14 protein-coding genes and 2 tRNA genes are annotated in these 16656 nt (G+C 62.3%); 5 read left to right on the plus strand and 11 right to left on the minus strand.

Features of this window, described 5'->3' with window-relative positions; all coding sequences use genetic code 11:
- Positions 1-70 precede the first annotated feature (70 nt).
- The gene (locus KBP54_RS08535; protein ID WP_256000912.1) at positions 71-1537 is read left to right on the plus strand and encodes an AMP-binding protein; all 1467 of its coding nucleotides are present in this window, start codon (positions 71-73) and stop codon (positions 1535-1537) included.
- On the opposite strand, the gene KBP54_RS08540 is transcribed toward KBP54_RS08535, so the two are convergent.
- Genes KBP54_RS08540 through KBP54_RS08555 form a run of 4 tightly spaced genes read right to left on the minus strand, consistent with a single transcriptional unit; the run spans position 1534 to position 7199 of the window.
- Complete coding sequence (locus tag KBP54_RS08540; protein ID WP_070362036.1) at positions 1534-1968, minus strand: DUF4233 domain-containing protein; 435 nt, start codon at positions 1966-1968, stop codon at positions 1534-1536. The genes KBP54_RS08535 and KBP54_RS08540 overlap by 4 nt on opposite strands.
- Positions 1965-3461, minus strand: a complete 1497-nt coding sequence (gene folC / locus KBP54_RS08545; protein WP_070362035.1) for a bifunctional tetrahydrofolate synthase/dihydrofolate synthase — start codon at positions 3459-3461, stop codon at positions 1965-1967. Before folC ends, KBP54_RS08540 begins: the two co-directional genes overlap by 4 nt.
- A complete protein-coding gene (locus KBP54_RS08550) occupies positions 3462-6170 on the minus strand; it encodes a valine--tRNA ligase (protein ID WP_256005385.1) in 2709 nt (902 codons plus the stop codon).
- A 42-nt stretch (positions 6171-6212) separates the two neighbouring features.
- Positions 6213-7199, minus strand: coding sequence for a malate dehydrogenase (locus KBP54_RS08555; protein ID WP_070362033.1), 987 nt, complete (start codon positions 7197-7199; stop codon positions 6213-6215).
- Between the two features lie 193 nt (positions 7200-7392).
- On the opposite strand from KBP54_RS08555, the gene KBP54_RS08560 reads away from it, so the two are divergent.
- The gene (locus tag KBP54_RS08560; protein WP_256005387.1) at positions 7393-8190 is read left to right on the plus strand and encodes a TetR/AcrR family transcriptional regulator; all 798 of its coding nucleotides are present in this window, start codon (positions 7393-7395) and stop codon (positions 8188-8190) included.
- 16 nt (positions 8191-8206) lie between these two features.
- On the opposite strand, the gene clpX is transcribed toward KBP54_RS08560, so the two are convergent.
- Complete coding sequence (gene clpX, locus KBP54_RS08565) at positions 8207-9484, minus strand: ATP-dependent Clp protease ATP-binding subunit ClpX (RefSeq protein ID WP_256005389.1); 1278 nt, start codon at positions 9482-9484, stop codon at positions 8207-8209.
- A gap of 126 nt (positions 9485-9610) precedes the next feature.
- On the opposite strand from clpX, the gene KBP54_RS08570 reads away from it, so the two are divergent.
- Both KBP54_RS08570 and KBP54_RS08575 read left to right on the plus strand, forming a co-directional pair.
- A complete protein-coding gene (locus tag KBP54_RS08570; RefSeq protein WP_256000907.1) occupies positions 9611-10381 on the plus strand; it encodes an alpha/beta fold hydrolase in 771 nt (256 codons plus the stop codon).
- A gap of 49 nt (positions 10382-10430) precedes the next feature.
- Positions 10431-11018, plus strand: a complete 588-nt coding sequence (locus KBP54_RS08575; RefSeq protein WP_177224295.1) for a hypothetical protein — start codon at positions 10431-10433, stop codon at positions 11016-11018.
- On the opposite strand, the gene KBP54_RS08580 is transcribed toward KBP54_RS08575, so the two are convergent.
- From KBP54_RS08580 to KBP54_RS08605, 6 genes are all read right to left on the minus strand, one after another.
- The gene (locus KBP54_RS08580; protein WP_256005390.1) at positions 11015-12343 is read right to left on the minus strand and encodes an MFS transporter; all 1329 of its coding nucleotides are present in this window, start codon (positions 12341-12343) and stop codon (positions 11015-11017) included. The two genes, KBP54_RS08575 and KBP54_RS08580, sit on opposite strands and share 4 nt — an antisense overlap.
- 157 nt (positions 12344-12500) lie before the next feature.
- Positions 12501-13121, minus strand: coding sequence for an ATP-dependent Clp protease proteolytic subunit (locus tag KBP54_RS08585; RefSeq protein ID WP_070362028.1), 621 nt, complete (start codon positions 13119-13121; stop codon positions 12501-12503).
- Positions 13122-13141: 20 nt separating this feature from the next.
- Positions 13142-13723, minus strand: a complete 582-nt coding sequence (locus tag KBP54_RS08590; protein WP_070362027.1) for an ATP-dependent Clp protease proteolytic subunit — start codon at positions 13721-13723, stop codon at positions 13142-13144.
- Between the two features lie 191 nt (positions 13724-13914).
- Positions 13915-15267 (minus strand): trigger factor, encoded by a 1353-nt coding sequence (tig, locus tag KBP54_RS08595; protein WP_070362026.1) that lies wholly within the window; start codon positions 15265-15267, stop codon positions 13915-13917.
- Between the two features lie 77 nt (positions 15268-15344).
- A tRNA-Pro gene (locus KBP54_RS08600) sits at positions 15345-15418 on the minus strand.
- Between the two features lie 146 nt (positions 15419-15564).
- Positions 15565-15639, minus strand: a tRNA-Gly gene (locus KBP54_RS08605).
- Between the two features lie 152 nt (positions 15640-15791).
- On the opposite strand from KBP54_RS08605, the gene KBP54_RS08610 reads away from it, so the two are divergent.
- The gene (locus KBP54_RS08610) at positions 15792-16601 is read left to right on the plus strand and encodes a DUF1542 domain-containing protein (RefSeq protein ID WP_256005392.1); all 810 of its coding nucleotides are present in this window, start codon (positions 15792-15794) and stop codon (positions 16599-16601) included.
- Positions 16602-16656: the final 55 nt, after the last annotated feature.

The raw sequence follows: 16656 nt of genomic DNA on the forward strand, positions 1-16656 counted from the left end.
CTCCATACCCTACTAAACAACAACCACCGGGTGCGAACATCTTGATGTGGGGGTGATTAAAGTTTGCTCCATGACATATGAGAGTCCCCTGCCGCCAATTCCGGACGTCGGCACGCGAGCGCGCTCCATCACCGATCTGCTCTTCGGCAACCTCGGCGAGCATGCGTCGGCGCCGGCGCTCACGGAGGTCGAGACGGGGCGCAGCGTGACCTATGCGCAGCTTCACCAGGAGGTGCTGGCGCTCGCCGCCACGTTGCGCAGCCGCGGCATCGGTCCCGGGGATTGCGTCGCAGTGCAGCTGCCCAACGGCATCGACTTCGCCGTCACTTTCCTCGCGTTGGTGCAGGTGGGGGCGTCGGCAAGCTTGTTGGGGACGAGTCTCACCGCGACCGAACGTGACCACCTCTGCGCGCTCGCCGAGGCCAAAGTTCTTCTCGACGCCCCCATCGCCCCCACCGAACCACCCGAGCGCAGCGCCTCCCCAGCCGGGCCGGAAGATATCGCCGCGGTTGCCTTTTCCTCCGGTACCACCGGTTTGCCGAAGGCCGTCGAGCTGACCCACCGCAACCTGTGCGCGAACATGCTGCAGTTTTCGGCCGCGCTGCGCGCAAGCGGTATCGGCGCGGGCACCCCGACACTGGCGCCGCTGCCGTTCGCCCACATCTACGGGCTGAACACGCTGCTGCTGTCGTCGCTCTACGCGCGCCACCATATTCACACGATGGCGGCGTTTGACTTGAACGTATTCATTGAGGCGCAGCGAAGCCACCGTATTGAGCTGAGCTTTATTGCCCCGCCGATCGCGCTTGCGCTCTCACGACACCCGGAGGCGACCGCGGAGGCGTTCGCGGACTCCCGGTTCATGGTGTGCGGTGCCGCCCCGCTGGATGCTGCGTTGGCGGACAGCGTTGAGCAGCGGCTCGGCACGGTGATCCTGCAGGGCTACGGCACCACGGAGACGTCCCCGGTGACCCACGTGGGCATCGCTGGGAGGTCGAAGCCGGGCTCGATTGGGTTCGCGGTGCCGAACACGCAGTTCCGCATCATCGACCTTCGCGACGGCCACGACGTCGCCCCCGGCGAACCCGGTGAGATGCTCATCCGGGGCCCGCAGGTGATGCGGGGCTACCGCAACGACCCTGAGGCAACCCAGGCAACGATCACTGGTGGGTGGCTGCACACCGGGGATATCGTCACGCTGGCTGAGGACGGCACCGTCTACATCGTCGACCGGGCAAAAGAAGTGATTAAGTACAAGGGCTTCCACGTCGCCCCCGCTGAGCTCGAGGCACTGCTGCGCACCCACCCCGCGGTTGCCGACGCCGCCGTCGTCCGCCATATCGTGCGCACCCACGGTGTCGATTGCGAGGTCCCGCGCGCCTGCATCGTCGTCGCCGACGGCGCTACGTTGAGCCGCGAGGAAATCATGGAGTGGGTTGCCGAGCGCGTGGCCGGATACAAAAAGATCCGTGAAGTCACCTTCACGGATCACATCCCCCGCAACGCGGCGGGGAAAATTCTGCGGCGCGAACTCTAGTCGGCGTCCAGGTGCTGCGTGGTCAGGTAGCCGCCACGCATGCGCTGCACAATGTCGGAGCGCAGCTTCACGATGAAGAACCACACCAGGCCGAACATCAGGCCAACCACCGTGACCGACCAGTGCACGAAGAACCCAAAGATGAGCGGCACCTGCAGGGCCAAGTTAATCCACATCGCGCCCGGAATCTTCTGCGCGAACGCCATCACCGCGTGGGCGACGCCGATGACCACGATGTACACCCAGTTGAACGTGGTCCAGTAGGCGCCACCGTCGACTTTAAGAATCACGAGCAGGATGAGCAGCACGGTGATCGATTCCATGATCAGCGTGCCGGAGAGCACTCCGCGCAGTCCTGCGATTGGGTCCTTGACCGGCTCGTGCCCGAGCCCGAGCGGGCTGATCGGCGGTTGGCGTTTTTCTCTGCTCACTCTGGGTCCTTTCCAAACATGGTGCGGGCCTCCCCCGCGGTCACGACAGAGCCGGTGATGATCACACCGGAGCCGGACTGCACGCCGACTTCCGCAAGGGCGTCCTCGGCAAGCTCAACGGCCAGCTCGTAGGCGGACGGCAGGTGCGGCTGCACGTGCACGCGCTCATCGCCGAAGATGGAGCGGGCGATCTCGGCAAGGTCTTCGGCCTCCATCGCGCGTGGCGAGGAGTTCTGCGTAATCACGACTTCCGTGAGCGCCGGCTCTAGCGCCTGGAAAATGCCAGCGGCGTCCTTGTCACCGAGGATGCCCAGCACGCCAATGAGTCGGGTGAAGTCGAAGTCGTGCTGCAGCGCCTCCGCGAGGGCGGTTGCGCCGTGTGGGTTGTGGGTGGCGTCGATAAACGTGGTGGGTGTGGCGCGCACTCGCTCGAGCCTGCCCGGAGAGCGGACCGCCGCAAAGCCTTCCCGCACCGCCTCGATGTTGAGCGGGTGCTCGGCGTGTGCACCGTGGAATGCCTCGACCGCCGCGAGCGCGACGGCCGCGTTGCGGGCCTGGTGTGGGCCGGACAGCGGCAGGAAGATGTCGTCGTAGCTGCCGGCGAGCCCGCGCAGCCGTAGCTGCTGGCCTCCGACGGCCACCCCGGCTTCCTCAACGCCGAACTCGGAGCCGAGGCGCGCGACGGCGCTACCGACCTGGACGGTCTGCTCCAGCACTACGCGCATGGCCTCCGGCTGCTGGTCGGCGATGACCGTGACGGAGTCCGGATTCGTGATGATGCCGGCCTTCTCGCCCGCGATCTGCTCGATGGTGTCGCCGAGGTACTGCGTGTGGTCGATGCCGATCGGCATGATCACGTTGACGTCCGCGTCGATCACGTTGGTTGCGTCCCAGCGGCCACCCATGCCGACTTCCACCACGGCGATGTCCACCGGGGCGTCGGCAAACGCGGCGTAGGCGATGCACACCATGGCTTCGAAGAAGCTCAGCGGCTGGCCGAAGTGGTCGTCAGCCATCGCGAGGTACGGCTGAATTTCCTCGTAAATGCGCACAAAGTCCGCGGGGTGGATTGGTTGGCCGTCGATCCCGATGCGCTCGGTGATCAACTGCAGATGCGGGCTCGTCGTGCGCCCCACCCGGTGCCCGAGGCTACGCAGCAGCGACTCGATCATCCGGGTTGTCGACGTCTTCCCGTTCGTCCCCGCGACGTGAATCGCTTTGAACGAACGCTGCGGGGAACCCAGCAGATCCATGACGTACTCGACGCGCTCGAGCGTCGGATCGATCTGCGTTTCGCCCCAGCGCTCCTCGAGCTGCTGCTGGACTTCGCGCAACGCTGCAAGGTCTTCAGGCGTGACCTCGCGCGCGACGACGTCTTCCGCCTCCTCCGCCTGCGGCGCACCGAGGTTCAGGCGTAGCCCGGACTCCTCGACGGAGATATCGAACTGCTCGGGTAGCTCCGGAAGTTCCGGCAGGTCAGCATTGTCGGCCATCTACGCCTCCGGCAGCTGCGCCAGGCGCGCGGTCACACGTGCGAACTCTTCCTTCGCAACCTGCTGGCGCACCTTGATCTTCTCAACGACCTGCTCCGGCGCGTTCGCCAGGAACTGCTCGTTGCCAAGCTGACGGCCAGTGGTATCGAGCTCCTTCTCCGCCGCCGCGAGTTCCTTCTCCAGGCGCTTGCGCTCGGCCGCAACGTCGACGGTGCCGGAGGTGTCCAGCGCCACGTCGAGCGTCGCCTGGCTCAGGCGCATCTCAATGCTTGCCGACGCCGCAAAGCCCTCAGCAGGCGTCTCCACCCGCGCGATATCGCGGATAACGTTTTCCAGCCCAGCCAGGTCCGCCTTGGCAAAGTCAAGCTTCGCCGGCACCTTCTGGTTCGGCTTCACACCCTGGTCAGCGCGGAAGCGACGCAGCTCGGTAATCAGCTTGATCGCATCCTGGATCCTGCGGCGCGCTACATCATCCGTTTCGACGCCACCATTGGTGTCCTCCGCAGTCGGCCACGGCGCCTGCGTCACCGAAGGCTGCTGCGTCAACGCGGTCCACAGGGCCTCGGTGATGAACGGCATCGTCGGGTGCAGCAGGCGCAGCACCACGTCGAGCACGCGGCCGAGCACGATCTGCGTGTTACGGCCCTGCGCGGTCTCGCCCTCACGCGGGATCTGGGTCTTTGCGATCTCCAGGTACCAGTCACACAGCTCATCCCACGCGAAGTGGTAGAGATCCTCGTTCGCCTTCGCGAACTGGTAGTCGTCCAAGTAGGCGTCGACCTTCGCGCGGACTTCCTCGGCACGGTCCAGGATCCAACGGTCGGCGTCCGTCAGCTCCTCGCGGGCCGGCAGCGGACCAACCGCTGCGCCGTTCATCAGAGCGAAGCGGGTCGCGTTGTACAGCTTGGTGGCAAAGTTACGCGCGGACGTGGCGTTGTCCTCACCGATCGGCAAGTCCACGCCCGGGTTCGCGCCGCGCGCAAGGGCGAAGCGCAGCGCGTCAGCGCCGTAGCGCTCGACCCAATCCATTGGGTCGATGCCGTTGCCCAGGGACTTCGACATCTTGCGCCCCTTCTCGTCGCGCACCAGGCCGTGCAGGTACAGGTCCGTGAACGGGATGATCGGGCGGCCGTCAACCCCCTCGCCGAGGATCTCAGGGGTGTTCTTTCCAGCAAAGGTGCCGAACATCATCATGCGGGCAACCCAGAAGAACAAAATGTCATACGCGGTGACCAACACGGACGTCGGGTAGAACTTCTCCAGATCCGGCGTCTTCTCAGGCCAGCCGAGCGTCGAGAACGGCCACAGCGCAGAGGAGAACCAGGTATCCAACACGTCCGGGTCCTGGGTGTAGCCAGCCGGCGGCTCCTCGTCAGGGCCGACGCAGACCACTTCGTCATTCGGTCCGTACCAGATCGGGATGCGGTGGCCCCACCACAGCTGGCGCGAAATCGTCCAGTCATGCATGTTGTCCACCCAGTCGAAGTAGCGCTTCTCCATCGATGCCGGGTGAATCTTCATATCGCCGTTGCGGATCGCATCGCCGGACATCTTCGCCAGCTCTTCAACCTTGACGAACCACTGCAGGCTCAGGCGTGGCTCAATCGGTTCACCGGAGCGCTCCGAGTGGCCCACCGAGTGCACGTACGGGCGCACCTCCTTGACGATGCGCCCTTGCTCCGCCAGCGCCTCACGCACCGCGACGCGAGCCTCTTCGCGGCTCATGCCGTCGAACTTGGTGCCGGTGTCGGCGATGTGGCCGGTCTCGTCCATGATGATCGGCATGTCCAGGTTGTGGCGCAGGCCCATCTCGTAGTCGTTCGGGTCGTGTGCAGGCGTGATCTTCACCGCGCCGGTGCCCAGTTCCATATCGACGTAATCGTCGGCGATCACCTGAATCTTCAGGTCATCGCGGAACGGGTGGTCGAACTCCTGGCCAACCAGGTCCGTGTAGCGCTCGTCGTCTGGGTGGACGGCAATGGCGACGTCGCCCAGCATGGTCTCAACACGGGTCGTGGCAACGACCAGGTGTGGCTCGTCGTCGTTGAGCGAGCCGTAACGGATGGAGACGAACTCGCCCTCAACGTCCTTATAAACGACCTCAATGTCGGACACCGCGGTCTCCAGCACCGGCGACCAGTTCACCAGGCGGTAGTCGCGGTAGATCATTCCGGCGTCGTACAGCTGCTTAAAGATCGTCTGCACTGCGCGCGAGAGGCCGTCGTCAAGCGTGAAGCGCTCGCGCGACCAATCCACGGAGTCACCGATAGCCCGCATCTGCGTGGTGATGGTGCCGCCGTACTGGTGCTTCCACTCCCATACCTTGTCCACGAACTCTTCGCGGCCATAGTCGTAGCGGTCCTTGCCCTCCTCGGCCTTCAGCTTCGCCTCGACCTTCGTCTGCGTAGCGATGCCCGCGTGGTCCATGCCCGGCAACCACAACACCTCGTAGCCCTGCATGCGCTTGCGGCGCACCATAACATCAATGAGCGTGTGGTCCAGGGCGTGGCCCATGTGCAGCTGGCCCGTCACATTCGGCGGGGGCAGCACCACAGAATAAGCAGGCTTGTCCGAGGAAGCGTCGGCGGTGAAGTATCCCTTCTCCACCCAGCCCTCGTACAAAGCCTGCTCGTGTTCGCCGGGCTCCCAAGACTTCGGGAGCGCATCGGCTCGGTTCTTGCCTACCAAATGTTCAGTCGCGTCAGTCACGGTTGACTATCTTAGCCATCAACCTCCGGTAGGCGCGACCGGTTAGAAAAGCTTGGACGCAATCTCCCACTCGCCGCGCATCGCTTCGACGTTCTTGTCGATGCGCTCGCGCTGGAAGTCGCTGATCTCCAGCCCCTCGACGACCTCCCACTTGCCATCACGGCCAATCACCGGGAAACCGAAGAGCAGCCCCTCCTCGACGCCGTACTGGCCGGTGGAAGGCAGCGCTGCCGTCGTCCACTTGCCGTCGGTGCCATTGACCCAGTCACGCATGTGGTCAACCGCCGCGGAAGCAGCGGACGCCGCCGAGGACTTACCGCGAACCTCGATGATTTCACCACCGCGCTTGGCAACGCGCGGGATGAACTCGTCGACGTACCAATCGCGGTCCAGCTTGTCGGCAATCTTCTCGCCGCCGACCTCAGCGAAGGTCACATCCGGGAACTGAGTATCCGAGTGGTTGCCCCACACCACCATCTTTTCAATTGTCGACGACGGCACCTCCAGCTTCTGGCCCAGCATGGACAGTGCGCGATTCTGGTCCAGTCGCATCAAGGCATTGAAGCGCTCGGCAGGGACATCCGCCGCGGCCTTCGCAGCGATGCGCGCGTTGGTGTTCGCCGGGTTGCCCACGACAAGCACCCGAATATCGTCCGCAGCGCCAGCGTTGATGGCCTTACCCTGCTCGACGAAGATCTTGCCGTTCGCGGTGAGCATGTCCGCGCGGGACTCACCCTTACCGCGTGGCTTCGCGCCAACCAGGAACGCGGCGTTTGCGCCCTCGAATGCCTTGAACTGGTCATCGGAAACGTTGATGCCAGTCACGAGCGGGAAGGCAGAGTCGTGCAGCTCCATCGCAGTACCCTCCGCCGCGCGGACAGCTGCCGGGATCTCGAGCAGCGTCAGCTCGACCGGCTGATCCGCACCGAAGACGTCGCCGGAGGCAATACGCCACAGCAGGGAGTACGCAATGTTGCCTGCTGCGCCGGTGACAACGACTTTAACGGGAGTGGAAGAATGGTGTGACATAGAAAAACCTCGGGTCAATAGTGTGCGGTACCTGACATTCAAAGTATAGGTAGTACAACCGACGCACTACCCCCGAAATCGTGCATACCCTCCCCCCTTTAGGCCTAAAAGGCATAGTAAGGCAGACAAATTCCCGTTTTGCACGGTGCAAATTCTCAAATGGGGGCATCATAGAGAAAAGTAGATGTCACCAATGAGCCAACATTCACGCATGCGTAGTAATTCAGGAGCGGATACAACGATGGATTTCCCCACCGACCCCACCTCGGCGAGTATCAAAGCACCTGAACCAGATATCAACGCAGAAATCGACAGTGTTGTTGACATCGCCCTCGACATGTTCGCCCGCGGTGGCTTCTCCCAAACAAAGCTGGGTGCCATCGCGAAGGAAACCGGCATGTCGAAAAGGATGATCCATTACCACTTCAGCGACAAAAAGGGCCTCTACGCAAAAACGATCAGGCGCGCGCTCGACCGCCTGGCTCCACCCGAAGAGATCCTGCAGCGCTCCTACGCAGTCCCGGTTGACGGCATGCGCCGCTTCGTAGACAGCATGTTCCACTCCTTCCAGGAAAACCCTGAGGCAGTTCAGCTGCTCATTCGTGAGCGGCTCGAGCCGGTCCTCGAGGACGCCTCAGCGGACATTGTGCACGGCCGCAGCGAGATCACGCTGCACGTCGAGCGCCTCCTGCTCGTGGGCCAGGACGCCGGTGCCTTTCGGCCGGGGATCTCCGCCGATGACGTACTCGCGCTGCTCACGGCGCTGAGCACGCTGCGGGTATCGGGCAACGCGGCGTCAATAATTACGAGCCACCTCGACCTCGACGAGCCGCGAAACGTCGAAGGGATGCGTCGCATGGTTATTGATACCGTGCTGGCGTTTTTGACATCCAACATCGCGCCCTCGGGCTACGAAAGCTACCTCGAGGCCACTTCCCTGCCGGACAGCGAAGGCACCGGCGCCAGCGACGACCTCTACGACATCTACTAGCTGCGACTCGGCAGCCTTACGCCGAGCGCTGCCCTTCCGCTTCCACGAACCGCGGCTCTGCAGCGCCCCGCACCACGTCGCCGTTGATGACAACTTCGCTGACGTTCTCGCGGTCGGGCAGGTCGTACATGATGGGCACGAGCACTTCCTCCATGATGGCGCGCAGGCCACGGGCGCCGGTGTTGCGCTCGGCAGCGCGGTCCGCGATCTCCTCGAGGGCATCATCGGTGAGCGTGAGCTGGGCGCCGTCCATCGAAAAGAGACGGCTGTACTGCTTCACCAGTGAGTTCTTCGGCTCGGTGAGTACGCGTACCATGGCGTCGCGGTCGAGGTTCTCCACGTTCGCGATGATCGGCAGGCGCCCAATGAACTCAGGGATGAGGCCGAACTTCACCAGGTCACCCGGCTGCACCTGCGCCAGCATGTTGGCTTCGTCGCGCTCCTGCTTCGAGTCGATCTCCGCCCCGAAGCCGATGCCCTTCTTGCCCACGCGCTCCGCAATCACCTTGTCCAAGCCCGCGAACGCACCGGCGACGATGAACAGGATGTTCGTCGTATCAATCTGGATGAACTCCTGGTTCGGGTGTTTGCGCCCGCCCTGCGGCGGCACGGACGCGACGGTGCCCTCCAGGATTTTCAGCAGTGCCTGCTGCACGCCTTCGCCGGACACGTCGCGGGTAATCGAGGGGTTCTCGGACTTGCGGGAGATCTTGTCTACCTCGTCGACGTAGATGATGCCGTGCTGCGCCCGGTTAACGTCGAAGTCCGCGGCCTGCAGCAACTTCAGCAAGATGTTTTCGACGTCCTCTCCGACGTACCCCGCCTCGGTGAGACTGGTGGCGTCGGCAATTGCGAATGGCACGTTGAGCATCCTGGCAAGCGACTGCGCGAGGTACGTCTTGCCGGAGCCCGTCGGCCCCAGCAGCAAAATATTCGACTTCGCGATTTCCACTTCCTCATCACGCTTGCGGTTCGTTACATTCTCCGACTCCGCCCGGATGCGTTTGTAGTGGTTGTACACCGCCACCGCGAGCGTGCGCTTCGCCGAGTCCTGCCCGATGACGTACTGGTCCAAAAACTTGGTGATCTCACTTGGCTTCGGCAGCCGATCCGCAGCCTCATCCTGCTCAGCCTGCGCCCCGCCGAGTTCTTCCTCGATGATTTCGTTGCACAGTTCGATGCACTCATCACAAATGTAGACTCCGCCACCGGCAATGAGCTTGCGAACCTGCTTCTGCGTCTTGCCGCAAAAGGAGCACTTCAACAGGTTTGAGGTGTTTGGGGATGTTGCCATAGATGCGTTGGACTCCAGCTTCTTCGTCTCGCCTAAGGGTTGACCTTAGAGCTTAGCGGGTGCGTCAAACTCACACACTCTCGCACGTTGTCGCGCATCGTGGCGATCAAGGGCACAATGGAGCGCATGACGCATATACATACTGTGGAATACGGCAATAAAGACAACACCAGCACCGTGGTGCTGCTCTCCTCCATCGCGACGACGCACGAATCCTGGTCCAAGCAGATTCCTGAACTGGCGAAGCACCACCGTGTCATCGCGGTCGATCATCGCGGGCACGGCGGCTCCGACGTCGCCCAGGTAGCTCCCGGCTCCGCAACCGTGAAGCTGCTTGCGCAGGATATCTTGAGCGCACTCAACCGCGAGGGGGTCGACCGCTTCAGCGTTGTCGGCCTCTCCCTCGGCGGCGCCATTGCGCAGTATCTTGCGGCGTACAGCGGGCGCGTGGAGAAGGCTGTCTTCGCTTGCACCGCGACTTACCTCGGTGGCAATGAGCAGTGGGACGAGCGCACGCGCATCGCACGGGAGGAAGGCATGGGCCCCATCGCCGACATGCTCATTCCTAACTGGTTCACCCCAGCATTTATCGACGCCCACCCAGGGGAAGTCGAGCGCATCCACGACATGGTCAGCGCCATCGACCCCGAGGGTTACGCCCAAAACGGCGATGCCTTGGCAAAGTGGGACTTCGCTTCCCACCTGGATCAGATCACCTGCCCAGTGCTGACCATCGCGGCCACCGGCGACGCCGGTACCGGTCCGGACAAACTGGCCGAAATCGCCGACGGCGTCGCAGGCCCCGTGGAGTCTGTGGTCATTGAGCCGGGCTCGCACCAGGTGCCCATCGAGAACCCTGCTCCGTTCAATGAAGCGCTGCTGAAGTTTTTGGGCTAAGATTTGTCGGCTACGCTAGACGCAGAAGTCTGTCAGAAAGGATCCCCTAGTGATGAACACCCGGCCCAAACTTGTGCTTGCCGCACTCTTGACGTGCACGACGCTGTTGGCCGGGTGTAACTCGTCGCCGGAGGATCGTTTGGCGGAGCCTGAGATCTCGTTCCCGGCGAAGGAGACGTCGACAAGCCCGGCGCCCGACGATGATGACGAGGACGCGACCGAGACCGAGACGTCCACCTCGACAAAGACATCGACGAGTACCTCGAAGAAGAGCTCAAGCTCGTCTAGCTCCTCGAGTTCTTCGAAAAAGTCGAGCTCTTCTGCCTCCTCTAGCGATGATGACAGCGACGAGCCCGCGCCAGTACAGCCTGCCGAGCCCGCCCCTCAGAACGGCGCAGCGTGCGCGTGGCCGAAGCAAGGCCAGCAGTCAGCGAGCGACGAATACAGCACCTTCTGCGACGGCGACTGGGCCCGCACCGTGATGCCGAACGGCCAGGAGTACTTCTGGGCTTCCAACGGCAACTCTTGGGCATCCGTTGACCCCGTCGGCGAGCACGAAGGCAACGCCTGCTGGGACCGTAAGGACTTCGCCTCCGCGCCGGCCGCGGTGCGCGACGCGGTCCCGTACTGCCCTTAAGCCTGCAGTACCTCCGCTGGCTTCTTGACGACGACCGGCTTCGCGGCCGGCGCACGCAGGCCTACCAGGGCGACCGCACTCAGCACGAACACGCCTGCCGCAACGATGTAGAGCCCACGTGGCCCCAGCCCGGCCTCGGCGAGGTAGCCGATGAGCAGTGGTCCGCAGACCGAACCAACTCGCCCCACAGCCAACGCCACTCCAACGCCGGTCGCCCGCAAGTGCGTCGGGTAGGCCGCCGGGGTCACGGTGTACATGCCGGTAACGCACGCGTTCAGCAACATACCAACCAGTACGCCCAGCGGGAACGCCACGAACGACGCGCCCGCGGAGAAGATGAAGGCCACCAACGCGCCCGCGCCACCGATGGCGAAGGCGATGAGCAGCACGCGGGCATCAACGCGCGTGGTAATCACTCCGAAGATCAGCGAGCCGATTGTGCCACCGAACGCGATCATGATGCCGCCGAAAATACCCTGCTGCGCGGACAGTCCCAGTTCGTTGAGCAACTTGGGCGTCCAGGAATTAGCAAAGGCAAAACCAAAGCTGATCAGCGAAAATGCAATCCAGATCCGTACAGTCGTCGACAGCCATGCTGGGGAGACGATTGCGCGCAGGGCACCCGAGGCGGAAGCCGGGGCGCTCGTCTGGGCCGGGACCACTGCGCCCCCGTGCCCAATGCGGCGTGCGATACGCTCAACGCGCGCAGCATCCCCGCGACTCGCGAGCACGTCCACCGACTCCGGCAGCAACGCTGTTGCAAGCACCAGCGCCACGGCAGACAGTGCCGCGCCCACGAAGAAGATCCAGTGCCAGCCGTGGCTCTCCACAACCTTGGACGCCAGCACGCCGCACAGCGTCGCTCCAACACCGTACCCCGACGCGTAGACCGCCATCGCCAGCCCACGAAACCGGTCGTTAGAATACTCACTGACCAACACGGTCACGCACGCGAGCACGCCGCCCACGCCCACACCAGTGACGAAACGCCACGCGATAAACGCCGCGGTACTCCCCGCGAATCCCGACAGGAGCAGGCCCACGGTGTCAATCAGCAGCGCCACAAGAATCACGTTTCGACGCCCCCATCGATCCCCCGCCGGCCCAAAGACCGCCGCGCCGACACCAACGCCGAGCAGCGCTGCCGACAGTACCCAGCCCAGCAGCGACGAGCCGATCGCGAACTCCTCCGCCAGGTGCGGCGCCGCGAATGCGGTTGCAACGAGGTCATAGCCGTCAAGGGCGTTCAAATAGGTAATGACGGCAATGATCAGCCACTGGTACGGGCTCATCGGCCGAGTGTTAATGGAAGTTCTGATATCCACCGCGCTCTTTCCTTTATCTTCACGTGTCGTGTTTTCGCAGATGTGTGAAGAATGTACCGCACGGTCTGTCTATTCGCGTCCTTTTATTCACGCTTTGTCAAGCACACAAAAAGACGCCACCCGGTTACCCATGGTGGCGTCGAAAAGCGATCAGAAGTTAGCCGTTCAGCTTGCGGTAATCAAAGACCTGGTCGATGATGCCGTACTCAACAGCTTCCTGCGCGGTAAGGATCTTGTCGCGATCCGTATCAATGCGGACCTGCTCCGCAGTGCGACCGGTGTGGTGCGCGAGTGTGTCCTCCATCAGGCGGCGCATGCGCTCGATCTCGTTGGCCTGGATCTCAAGGTCAGAAACTTGGCCCTGGGTGCCCTGCGTCGCCGGCTGGTGAATCAGCACACGCGAGTTCGGTAGCGCAGCGCGCTTCCCCGGCGCACCTGCGGCAAGGATAACCGCCGCAGCGGACGCAGCCTGGCCGAGGCACACCGTTTGCACGTCCGGGCGGACGTACTGCATCGTGTCGTAAATCGCCATCAGCGCGGTAAACGAGCCACCCGGCGAGTTGATGTACATCGTAATGTCGCGGTCCGGGTCCTGGGACTCCAGCACCAGCAGCTGCGCCATGATGTCATTCGCGGAAGTGTCATCGACCTGGGTGCCCAGGAAGACGATGCGCTCCTCGAAAAGCTTGCCGTATGGGTCGATCTGCTTCGTGCCGAAGGAAGTCTCCTCCAAGAACTGTGGCAGCACGTAGCGGGAGGAAGGCATTTGGAAAGACATACGTAAATTCTCCTGTCTACTTAGTTGCTGATCGAGCCCTGAGCGCTCTCGATAACGTGGTCCACGATGCCGTACTCCATCGCCTCTTGGGCCGTGAACCAACGGTCACGGTCGGAATCCTTCGTAATCTGCTCGAAAGTCTGGCCGGTATGCTCAGCGATGAGCTGGGCCATCTCGCGCTTCGTCGCAGCGAACTGCTCAGCCTGAATAGCAATGTCGGCAGCAGTACCTCCAACGCCTGCGGACGGCTGGTGCATCATAATCCGAGCGTGCGGAAGCGCGTAACGCTTGCCTTTCGTGCCGCCGGAAAGCAGGAACTGCCCCATCGACGCCGCCAAGCCCATGCCGTACGTAGCAATGTCGCACGGCGAGTACTTCATCGTGTCATAAATCGCCATGCCGGCAGTCACGGAACCACCCGGGGAGTTAATGTACAGCGAGATGTCGCGAGTTGGATCCTCCGCGGACAGCAGCAAGATCTGCGCGCACAGCTTGTTCGCAATTTCGTCGTCAACCTGCTGGCCCAGGAAAATAATGCGCTCGCGCAGCAGGCGCTCATAGACAGAATCACCCAAGTTCATGCCCTGCGATGGGGATGTCATAAAAATGGCTCCTTCGTGGTTCAAACTCTTTTATGTAGCGTCAACAATGCCACCACCCTACTCCGATAGTCCACTTTGCACGGGGTTGTTCGCTGATGGCGTACACGTACGTTGTGAACCCGTAGTGAATGGCGAAACGCCCCGGCGTAGGCGCAACGCGTGCGCATCGCCGGGGCGTTTCAACTCACGATTTAGTCTTCGGAAGCCTCTGCTTCTTCCTCTTCAACCTCACCGAAGTAATCGTTCGGGTCGACGGTCTCGCCCTTGTCGTCCTTCACGGACACGCGGCAGATCGCGGTAGCGAGTGCCTTGCCACGGCGGACGTCTGCGAAGAGGTTACCGATCTGGCCTGCCTGCTGCAGCTGCGCCACGAACTGGTTCGGGTCCATGCCGTAGGACTGCGCGGTGAACAGGATGTGGTCGGTCATCTCCTGCTGGGAAACCTCAGGCTCCTCCTGGTCAGCAACAGCGTCCAGGAACAGCTGGGTACGGACAGCGGACTCAGCCTGCTCGTGGTTCTTCTTGTCGAACTCCTCGCGGGTCATGCCCTGTGCCTCGAGGAACTGTGCGACAGCAGCCTCGTCGTGCGCCAGCTGGCCGAGCATCTGGTGGAGCATGTTGTGCTCCTGCTCCTCGACGATGGACTTCGGAAGCTCGAACTTGGTCTCCTCGAGCGCTGCCTTCAGTACCTCGTCGCGGATGTCAGCTGCCTGCTGGGTCTTCTTGTCCTCAGCGAGCTGCTCCTTGGTGGATTCACGCAGCTCCTCAGCGGTGTCGAACTCGGAGGCCATCTGAGCGAACTCGTCGTCAAAGTCAGGAAGCTTGCGCTCCTTCGACTGCTGGACGTGTACCTTGATGGTGGCTTCCTTGCCCTTGTGCTCGCCGAACTCGATCGTCGCTGTGAACTCGTTGTCCTCGCCGGTCTTCATGCCGCGCAGCGCGGTGTCGAGGCCCTTGATCAGGTCGTCCGAGCCGATCTGGTAGGTCAGGCCCTCAGTGGAAGCCTCCTCGACCTTCTCGCCGTCAACCTCAGCGTGCAGGTCGATGACTGCGAAGTCGTCGGTCTTCATCTTGCGCTTGGTGTCCTTGAGCTCGCCGAAGCGCTCGCGGAGCTGGTCGATCTCCTTGTCGACGTCCTCGTCGCTGACCTCGAGGGCCGGAACAGTGACGTCAATCTTGGAGAAGTCAGGGACAGTAATCTCTGGGCGAACGTCGACCTCAGCGGTGAACTCGACGACGTCGTTGTCCTCGATCTTGGTGATGTTGATCTCTGGCTGACCGATCGGGTTCAGGCCATTTTCCAGGACAGCCTTCTCGTAGCGGGTTGGCAGCATGTCGTTGACAACCTGCTCCAGGATCGGGCCACGGCCGAAGCGGGCGTCGATCAGCTGGCGAGGAGCCTTACCGCGACGGAAGCCAGGAATGTTGACCTGCTGCGCAATTGACTTGTACGCCTGGTCGATTTCCTTGCCGAGCTCATCGAAAGGAACGCTGACGTCCAACTTGACACGAGTCTCACTGAGCTTGTCGACGGAAGTCTTCACGGATTACTCCTGTAATTAATCGGGTAAATTGTACGGATATGTAAACAAGCCCGCTATTTCTAGCGGGCTTGTTGATGTCGGGGCGACAGGATTTGAACCTGCGACCCCCTGCTCCCAAAGCAGGTGCGCTACCAAACTGCGCCACGCCCCGCGAATGATTGCTCATTGCGACGTTGGCAACTATAACCATGCCCCAGAGCAATACGCAAATCGACAGTTCAACACTACTTTTGGGCTATATTCACAGAAACAAAAACGCGGCTACACATCCTGTGTAACCGCGTCCTTTTTACTACTTGGAGGGAATGACGGGAATCGAACCCGCGTCTTCAGCTTGGAAGGCTGAGGTATTAGCCACTATACGACATTCCCACTTCACCAAAAGGTGATGGGCGCAAGTGTAACCCACCGCCCACTTTGAGACAAAACCACCCGCTTAGCGTGGAACTTTCTCCCGACCACGTGCGTTGCACGTTGTAAGTACTAATAATTTGTGGCCGATTCCGAAGGAGCTTTCCCTCACTATGAACCTCATTTTGATCCTCGCTATCGTTGGCGCCGCGGTGTACCTGATAAAGAGCCGCCAGAATGGCGCGACCAACCAGCGCGAACAGCTCCAGCTCGAGGATGCGATTGCGGACGCACGCCGCTGGACAGAGCGACTTGGCTCGCAAGTCCTTACTATCTCCGGTACCGACGCCGCTTCGACCCAGGCGATGGCCGACGCCTCTGAACGCTACAACGCAGCAAGTGGCGCGCTGGGCCAGGCGACCACACCGAAGCAGGCTATGCTCGCTCGCGAATCTGCCCTGGAGGGGCTGCACTATGTCAACGCAGCACGCGAAATCATGGGCATGCCCGCGGGCCCAGAGCTTCCGGAACTGGAAGGCCAGCGTCGCGCGGGCCGGGTGACCGAAGAGCGAACGATCCGCCAGGAAGACGGCACCACCGTCACCGCATCCCCGTACGCTTCTGAACGCACCCCGAACTACTACCCTGGCGGCGTTGTCGCCGGCCGCCCAGTACCGGCTGGCTGGTACTCCACCGCCTGGTGGGCTCCAGCGATGATGACCGGCATGTGGGCTGCAAGTTCGATGATGTTCTACTCCGCGATGTTCGCAGGTATGGCCGGCACGCCATCGCCTGAGGCCTTCGCAGCGGGTGACTTCGGGGACGCCGGCGCAGGCGACTTCGGCGATATGGGAGATGCTGGAGACATCGACGATGCCGGGGAGATGGGCGACATGGGCGACGCCGGCGGCGAGGGCCTGTTCGGTGACGGCGGCCTCTTTGGGGATGGCGGTGGCTTCGACTTCGGGGGATTTGACTTTTAGTCCAGGCCAGTGCGCTAGAATGCCTACCGTTTAGCACCCCACCGTATAAGGAGCG

The sequence above is a fragment of the Corynebacterium pseudogenitalium genome (assembly GCF_024453815.1).
Taxonomy (GTDB): Bacteria; Actinomycetota; Actinomycetes; order Mycobacteriales; family Mycobacteriaceae; genus Corynebacterium; species Corynebacterium pseudogenitalium.

What these genes read in the sequence shown, in the direction of transcription:
- KBP54_RS08535 (WP_256000912.1), top strand. Translation starts at nt 71, where the DNA reads ATGACATATGAGAGTCCCCTGCCGCCAATTCCGGACGTCGGCACGCGA.
- folC (WP_070362035.1), bottom strand. Translation starts at nt 3,461, where the DNA reads ATGGCCGACAATGCTGACCTGCCGGAACTTCCGGAGCTACCCGAGCAG.
- KBP54_RS08555 (WP_070362033.1), bottom strand. Translation starts at nt 7,199, where the DNA reads ATGTCACACCATTCTTCCACTCCCGTTAAAGTCGTTGTCACCGGCGCA.
- KBP54_RS08560 (WP_256005387.1), top strand. Translation starts at nt 7,393, where the DNA reads ATGAGCCAACATTCACGCATGCGTAGTAATTCAGGAGCGGATACAACG.
- clpX (WP_256005389.1), bottom strand. Translation starts at nt 9,484, where the DNA reads ATGGCAACATCCCCAAACACCTCAAACCTGTTGAAGTGCTCCTTTTGC.
- KBP54_RS08570 (WP_256000907.1), top strand. Translation starts at nt 9,611, where the DNA reads ATGACGCATATACATACTGTGGAATACGGCAATAAAGACAACACCAGC.
- KBP54_RS08585 (WP_070362028.1), bottom strand. Translation starts at nt 13,121, where the DNA reads ATGTCTTTCCAAATGCCTTCCTCCCGCTACGTGCTGCCACAGTTCTTG.
- KBP54_RS08590 (WP_070362027.1), bottom strand. Translation starts at nt 13,723, where the DNA reads ATGACATCCCCATCGCAGGGCATGAACTTGGGTGATTCTGTCTATGAG.
- KBP54_RS08610 (WP_256005392.1), top strand. Translation starts at nt 15,792, where the DNA reads ATGAACCTCATTTTGATCCTCGCTATCGTTGGCGCCGCGGTGTACCTG.